This is a genomic window from Arachidicoccus sp. (assembly GCF_050436765.1).
Taxonomy (GTDB): domain Bacteria; phylum Bacteroidota; class Bacteroidia; order Chitinophagales; family Chitinophagaceae; genus Arachidicoccus.
The window spans coordinates 1-6,328 of the sequence record NZ_JBNQGD010000376.1 but is presented as its reverse complement, the minus strand read 5'-3'; the positions used below and the strand labels follow the sequence as shown (position 1 = coordinate 6,328).

The 6,328-nt window shown below is 37.8% G+C and carries 4 protein-coding genes; 2 read left to right on the top strand and 2 right to left on the bottom strand.

Going from position 1 to position 6,328, the window contains the following annotated elements:
- On the top strand, positions 1–2,238 hold a 2,238-nt coding region (locus ACQR30_RS15920; RefSeq protein WP_429736749.1), incomplete at its 5' end, for a discoidin domain-containing protein.
- Between the two features lie 236 nt (positions 2,239–2,474).
- Complete coding sequence (locus ACQR30_RS15915; protein WP_429736748.1) at positions 2,475–4,403, top strand: sialate O-acetylesterase; 1,929 nt, start codon at positions 2,475–2,477, stop codon at positions 4,401–4,403.
- A gap of 235 nt (positions 4,404–4,638) precedes the next feature.
- On the opposite strand, the gene ACQR30_RS15910 is transcribed toward ACQR30_RS15915, so the two are convergent.
- Together ACQR30_RS15910 and ACQR30_RS15905 are read right to left on the bottom strand one after the other, a co-directional pair.
- Complete coding sequence (locus ACQR30_RS15910) at positions 4,639–5,079, bottom strand: L-rhamnose mutarotase (protein WP_429736747.1); 441 nt, start codon at positions 5,077–5,079, stop codon at positions 4,639–4,641.
- Between the two features lie 14 nt (positions 5,080–5,093).
- Positions 5,094–6,328 (bottom strand): sodium:solute symporter family transporter (locus ACQR30_RS15905; protein WP_429736746.1); only part of this gene is annotated, 1,235 nt, incomplete at its 5' end.

Sequence of the window (6,328 nt, the reverse complement as noted above, 5' to 3'; positions counted from 1 at the left end):
CTGCATGTTTACAACAGTTCAACAAAAGATTGTCAAGGGGAAGTAGAAGGTACGATACAGCCCCGCAATATACATTTTTCGAAAACGATAAGTATAGAGGCAGGCCGTAGCACAGAAGTCAGTCTGGACAAAGAGCAGTACCCTCAATTATCCATAGATCAACCCAAACTATGGTGGCCAAATGGTTATGGAGACCCAAACCTTTACAGTTGTGATTTTGTCGTGAAATCCGGAGAAGACATCTCCGACTCCCAAAGAGTCAGTTTCGGTATCCGAAGATATACTTATGATACCACCGGAGGCGTTTTACACCTATCTATAAACGGAAAGAAGGTTTTTATAAAAGGAGGAGACTGGGGCATGTCTGAGTATATGTTGCGCTGCAGAGCAAAAGAGTATGATACCAAAGTAAGGTTACATAAGGAAATGAATCTAAATATGATTCGCAATTGGTTAGGCTCAACAACCGACGAAGAATTTTACCAAGCCTGCGATAAATATGGCATAATGGTATGGGATGATTTGTGGCTCAACGCCAATCCCAATTTACCCGAAAATATTGATGTGTTTAATAGAAATGTAATAGAAAAAATCAAGCGGGAACGCATCCACCCCAGTATTGCTGTTTGGTGTGGAGATAATGAAGGCTGGCCCGTACCCCCACTGAATAACTGGATAAAAGAAGATATAGCTGTTTATGATGGTGGAGATCGGTATTATCAGCCCAACTCCCATGCCGGAAACCTTACCGGAAGCGGTCTGTGGGGTAACCATGATCCCAAATGGTATTTTACGCCCTATCCCACGGGACTAGGCGGGTCAATAGGTTGGGGGCTAAGAACCGAAATGGGTACAGCCGTGTTTCCGAATTTTGAAAGTTTCAAAAAATTCATGCCAAAAGATAAATGGTGGCCACGTAATGAAATGTGGAACCAGCATTTTTTCGGACAGAATGCCTTTAATGCAACCCCCGATAATTATGATAAATTTATTACGCAGAGATATGGTAAGCCCACAGGAATCGTTGACTATACGCGTAAGGCACAGTTGCTGAATATTGAAACAAACAAAGCGATGTATGAAGGTTGGGAAGACCATATGTGGGAAGACGCATCCGGGATAATGACCTGGATGAGCCAATCAGCCTATCCTTCCATGGTGTGGCAAACCTATGATTACTATTATGACCCTACCGGCGCTTATTGGGGCGTAAAAGAAGCCTGCAAACCGCTACACATACAATGGAACCCCTTGACCAATGCCATCAAAGTTATTAATACTACCCCAAAGGATGAAGATGGATTAACTGCAGTGGTTAAAGTGTATAATCCCGACGGAAAAGAAGTGAAAAAGTTTGGAACTACAGTAGAAGTATCTTCCACTTCCAATACCGCCACCAGTTGTTATACCATTCCTTTTTACAGTGCACAAAAAAATGTAGCATTGAACCAACAAGTTGTCGCTTCCTCTACAGACGGAGGTACAGCTCAAGATGTAACCGATGGTAATGCTAGCAGCAGGTGGGCCAGTAAATCAAGCGACCAACAATGGATCTATATCGATTTGGGCCATACCCAAAATATCAACAGAGTTGTTCTGAATTGGGAAAACGCCTATGCAAAAACGTTTAAAATACAAGTGTCAGAGGATGCAAAGGATTGGAAAGATGTAAGTACCTCAGCAGGTAAAGTAGGATTACAGACGATTTATTTTGATGATCAGACAGCACGGTATGTCAGAATGTTAGGCTTGCAACGCGCAACCGGATGGGGCTATTCACTGTGGAGTTTCGACGTATATGGAGGCAATGAACAAAGTGAAGGATTAGCGAACGTACATTTTATAGACCTTACTCTAAAAGATAAATCAGGAAAAGTGTTAGATCATAATTTTTATTGGAGAGGCAATAAAAATGGGGACTTTACCATGCTTAATGAATTACCAAAAGTTCAATTAAAAGTCAACAGCCGTGTTGAAAACAATAAAGACAGTTCTACTATTTATGCAAAAATAACAAATCCAGCATCATCAAAGAGTATCGCATTTGCCATCCGGGTACAAGCATTAGATGCAAAGACTGGCGCACAGGTTTTACCGGCAATTATCAGTGACGATTATTTTTCATTATTACCCGGTGAGTCAAAAATAGTTACCATTCAATATGAACGAAGTCTGCTAAAAGACAATACCTTTAGCGTTCAGGCCCAACCGTACAATAAGGCAGATGGAGAATGGTAAACAATGGATAATCATTTACAACAAATAGATTGTGTTTTTCAATAGCCTATAAAATTATAAAAACTTTTTTTTACTAATGTTCTTTATGTCACTGGCAATCTATCTTAATGCCCAGGATAAAAAACAAAATATTTTAAAAGGTGGCGAATTGAAACTAATAATGGGTGAAAAACTAAATAAAGACTGGGGTTTAGGCCTTTAGAATAAAATATTTAACTGATTTTAAAATTATTATTATGAAATTATTTAAGCTTAGTACTGTATTTTTAAGTATTTCATTTTTATTTGTTCAGGTGGTTTTTGGACAGATAAAATTACCTAAAATATTTACTGATAACATGGTCTTGCAAAGGGATCAAAAAGTAAAAATTTGGGGAAACACGCAAAAGAATGAAGAAGTTTCGGTCATTTTTGATGGGCAGGTTTTAACTACAAAACCCAATTCAAATGGTGAATGGGAAGTGACATTGCAACCAATGAAATATGGTGGCCCTTTTAATATGACTATTCAAACAAAGCATGATAAAATCACGTTGCACAATATCTTAATTGGGGATGTCTGGGTATGCAGTGGCCAGTCAAATATGGAGTTTCCAATGAATGGATGGACACATGTAAATAATTTTAAACAAGAAATTGCCCGTGCAAACCACCCTACTATTCGATTGTTTACAGTAGAAAAATCGACAAGCTATCTACCGAAAGATGATTTTAAAGGAGGAAGTTGGCTCGTTTGTGACTCGTCAGATATTGCGCCATTTTCTGCAGTTGCTTATTTTTTCGGAAGGAAGTTAAATAGAGATTTAAAGGTACCAATTGGATTAATCAATTCAACTTGGGGAGGAACCAATATTCAAGATTGGATAAGTTGGGACAAAATGGGTACGCAAGAGCCATATAAAAATGTAGATCCAAAAGATTCTGCAAAAATCGAAGCCGGTTGGAAGAGAAATAGAGATAAATTTGAAACAGCGATGAAGAAGGATGTTGGTGCAGAAAATAATTGGTATTTGGCATCGACTAAGACAAATGATTGGTCAAGTACGGAACTGCCTAATTCTTGGGATGCAATAAAAATGCTGGCCGGAGAGTCTGGTGTGTGCTGGTTTAAAAAGGAAGTTGATTTGACTGAATCTCAAGCAGAAAATAATATCACGCTTAATCTTGGTGTAATTGACGATAAAGATGAAACATATATTAACGGACAAAAAGTTGGTGAAATAGATGATTGGTACACACCAAGAGTCTATGAAATTAAGAAAGGGATTCTTAAAGCAGGTGTAAATACAGTAATTATTAGGGCCACAAATGTAAGTGGAGGCGGAGGCTTTGTAAGTCCTGCAAATATGTTGTATTTAAAAGTGGGAGAAGAGAAAATTTCTTTGGCTGGGCAATGGCTTTATAAGCCTACTGTTTTAAGTTCAAATTTTCACATAGTAGATCCAGGGCCAAATTCTTTTCCTTCTTTACTATATAATGCAATGATTGCTCCCCTGGTTAAATTCTCAGTTAAAGGAATTGCTTGGTATCAGGGAGAAAACAATACAAATGAGCCTAAAAAATATTATACGCTATTTCCTACAATGATAAATGATTGGAGATCCAAGTGGAAGGAAGAAATGCCTTTTTGTTGGGTTCAAATTGCCAATTATTTGGCACCGACAGATGTGCCGAGAGAAAGTAATTGGGCGGAATTAAGAGATGCTCAAAATAGTACTTTAAAACTTCCCAAAACGGGACAAGCTGTAATTATAGACCTAGGAGAAGCAGATAATATTCATCCAAAAGATAAGCAGGATGTAGGTTATCGTTTGGCTTTAGCCGCATTAAAAGTGGCTTATAATAAGAATATTGTGTATTCAGGCCCGACCTTTCATTCATTAAAAAAGGAAGGGAATAATGTTATAGTTCAATTTGATAATATCGGAACTGGATTGGAAGCCAAGGGAGATAGGTATGGCTATGTAAAAGGGTTTGCTGTTGCCGGGACTGATAAGCATTTTCATTGGGCTAAAGCTTATATTAAGGGAGATGAAGTAATTGTTTCTACTGGTAAAGTGAAAGATCCGAAGTTTGTAAGATATGCCTGGGCAGATAATCCTGAAGATGCGAACCTCTATAATAAGGAGGGACTGCCTGCATCTCCATTCGAGGCAGGAAAATAATTTTCGAGAGAAATATGTCAAACCCACAGTCGAGGTTTTGCAAAAGCATTGCAGAAGTTCAAAATGGAACTGAAGCGAGTAAATGTTGCTCCTTTGCAAAACCTTTTTTTAGGGCCGCATCCTCACTAGATAAATTTTATTATGGACAGGCAAGAAATTAATAATTGGAGGGAATTTCAAAGGATTATTGATATTTCTTTTTATTGAATGTTAGTTGGACACCAGAAAACACCGGTCAGTCTGCATGAAAAACTTCTTTCATGTTTGCCCAAGTTGCTGACTTTGCCGCCGCCTCTGGTAAAGGTATTTGACAAGGATCTGTTTCTTTCCACCAACGCTGTGTAGTAGAATCGACGGCCATTTTTGCCATGTCTTTCTTATAATCTTTTCCAACATACTCATAATAACTAAACAGATAATAAGAGGTGTCTATTTTTTGTACATAGATGGAATAATTACGAATATTACATTCTTTTATTTTTTTCAAAACGCCAGGCCAAATATTGGCATGCAGGTGCTCGTAATAAGCAAGTTTATCGGCCTTTAATCCCGTAATGGAACCAAAACGCTGCACCTGTAAATTGCCTGAATTGTTAACCTCTGTATTTTGTTGTTCTTTATTTTGGCAAGCCATCAACGAAAAGCCTATTATTGCGATAGTGAGATATTTTTTCATTTGAGAAATTTTATTTATCTAAATTTATAATACAGAATAGTCATAACTAATAGTAATAATATTGAAAGTACTTTGTAGTTGCCAAGTCCTTTCCAACCTTTACTTCTCAACGGTTCCATTGGAGACCTCCAGTAAAGTTGCGCGCTTACTGTGGTATGCTGCACGGGATAGATATAAGAAAATACGACTTGAATAAGAACGCATATGCAAAACAAATAAAAGGCCATCATCATAAATGGAATGTGCCCAATCAGCGTGTCGGGAAATAATTTGTTGACCGCAAAAACAACTATTCCTAATAATGAACCTATCCATAATGTAAGTTTTGCTGACATGGCAGAAGCTTTTTTCCAGAAAACACCCAATACAAATACACAAGTAATGGGTGGTGCAATATGCGATATTATATCGTTTAAGCCGTTAAAAATACTTTCATAACTGTTCAGTAACGGTAATAAAGCCAAAGAAAAAACAAGTGCAATCCCTGCTGTAATTTTTCCTACCAGAACCAATTGCTTGTCATTCGTATCTGGTTTTATTCGTTTATATAGGTCGTAACTTGCCATTGTAGAAATAGAATTCAACGCACCGGAGACTTGACTCATTAAACCAGAAAGTAAGGCCGCTACTAAAATGCCAATTAAACCGGAAGGTAATAATTGCGTGATCATCAGCGTATAAATGCCTTTGCTATCTATCACTGCTTTCCCATTTATTATAGAAGTTATAGAACGCAAATCTAAATGATGCGTTTGATACAAAGCATAGGCAAATAAGCCAGGAAGCACAAAAATAAATACCGGTAAAATTTTGATAAATCCGCAGAACAAAGGACCGACTCTCGCATTGTTTTCATCCTTAGCGCCCAATACTCTTTGTACAATAGTTTGATCGGCACACCAATACCAAATACCTAAAATAGGGTATCCTAAAAATATGGCGTACCAAGGCATCCCACTTGCATCTCCTGCCGGGCGCAGCATAGAAAGTTTATTCATCTGACCATGGCTCTCTAAAACATGCACCATTGGTGACCAACCGCCCATTCTATGAAAAGAAGCATAGCTAATGATAACGGCACCGATCAATAAAACAATCGTTTGAATAGATTCTGTAACGACCACTGCTTTTAAACCGCCAACAATCGTATAAATAGCCGTAATAATGGAAATCACTATTACACTTGTGTACATATTTAATCCAAAGAGTGTTTTTAAAACTATTCCGCCGGCAAGCATAGAAAATGCAA

Coding starts and splice junctions, on each gene's coding strand:
- ACQR30_RS15910 (WP_429736747.1), bottom strand. CDS start 5,079: ATGAAAAAATATCTCACTATCGCAATAATAGGCTTTTCGTTGATGGCT.
- ACQR30_RS15915 (WP_429736748.1), top strand. CDS start 2,475: ATGAAATTATTTAAGCTTAGTACTGTATTTTTAAGTATTTCATTTTTA.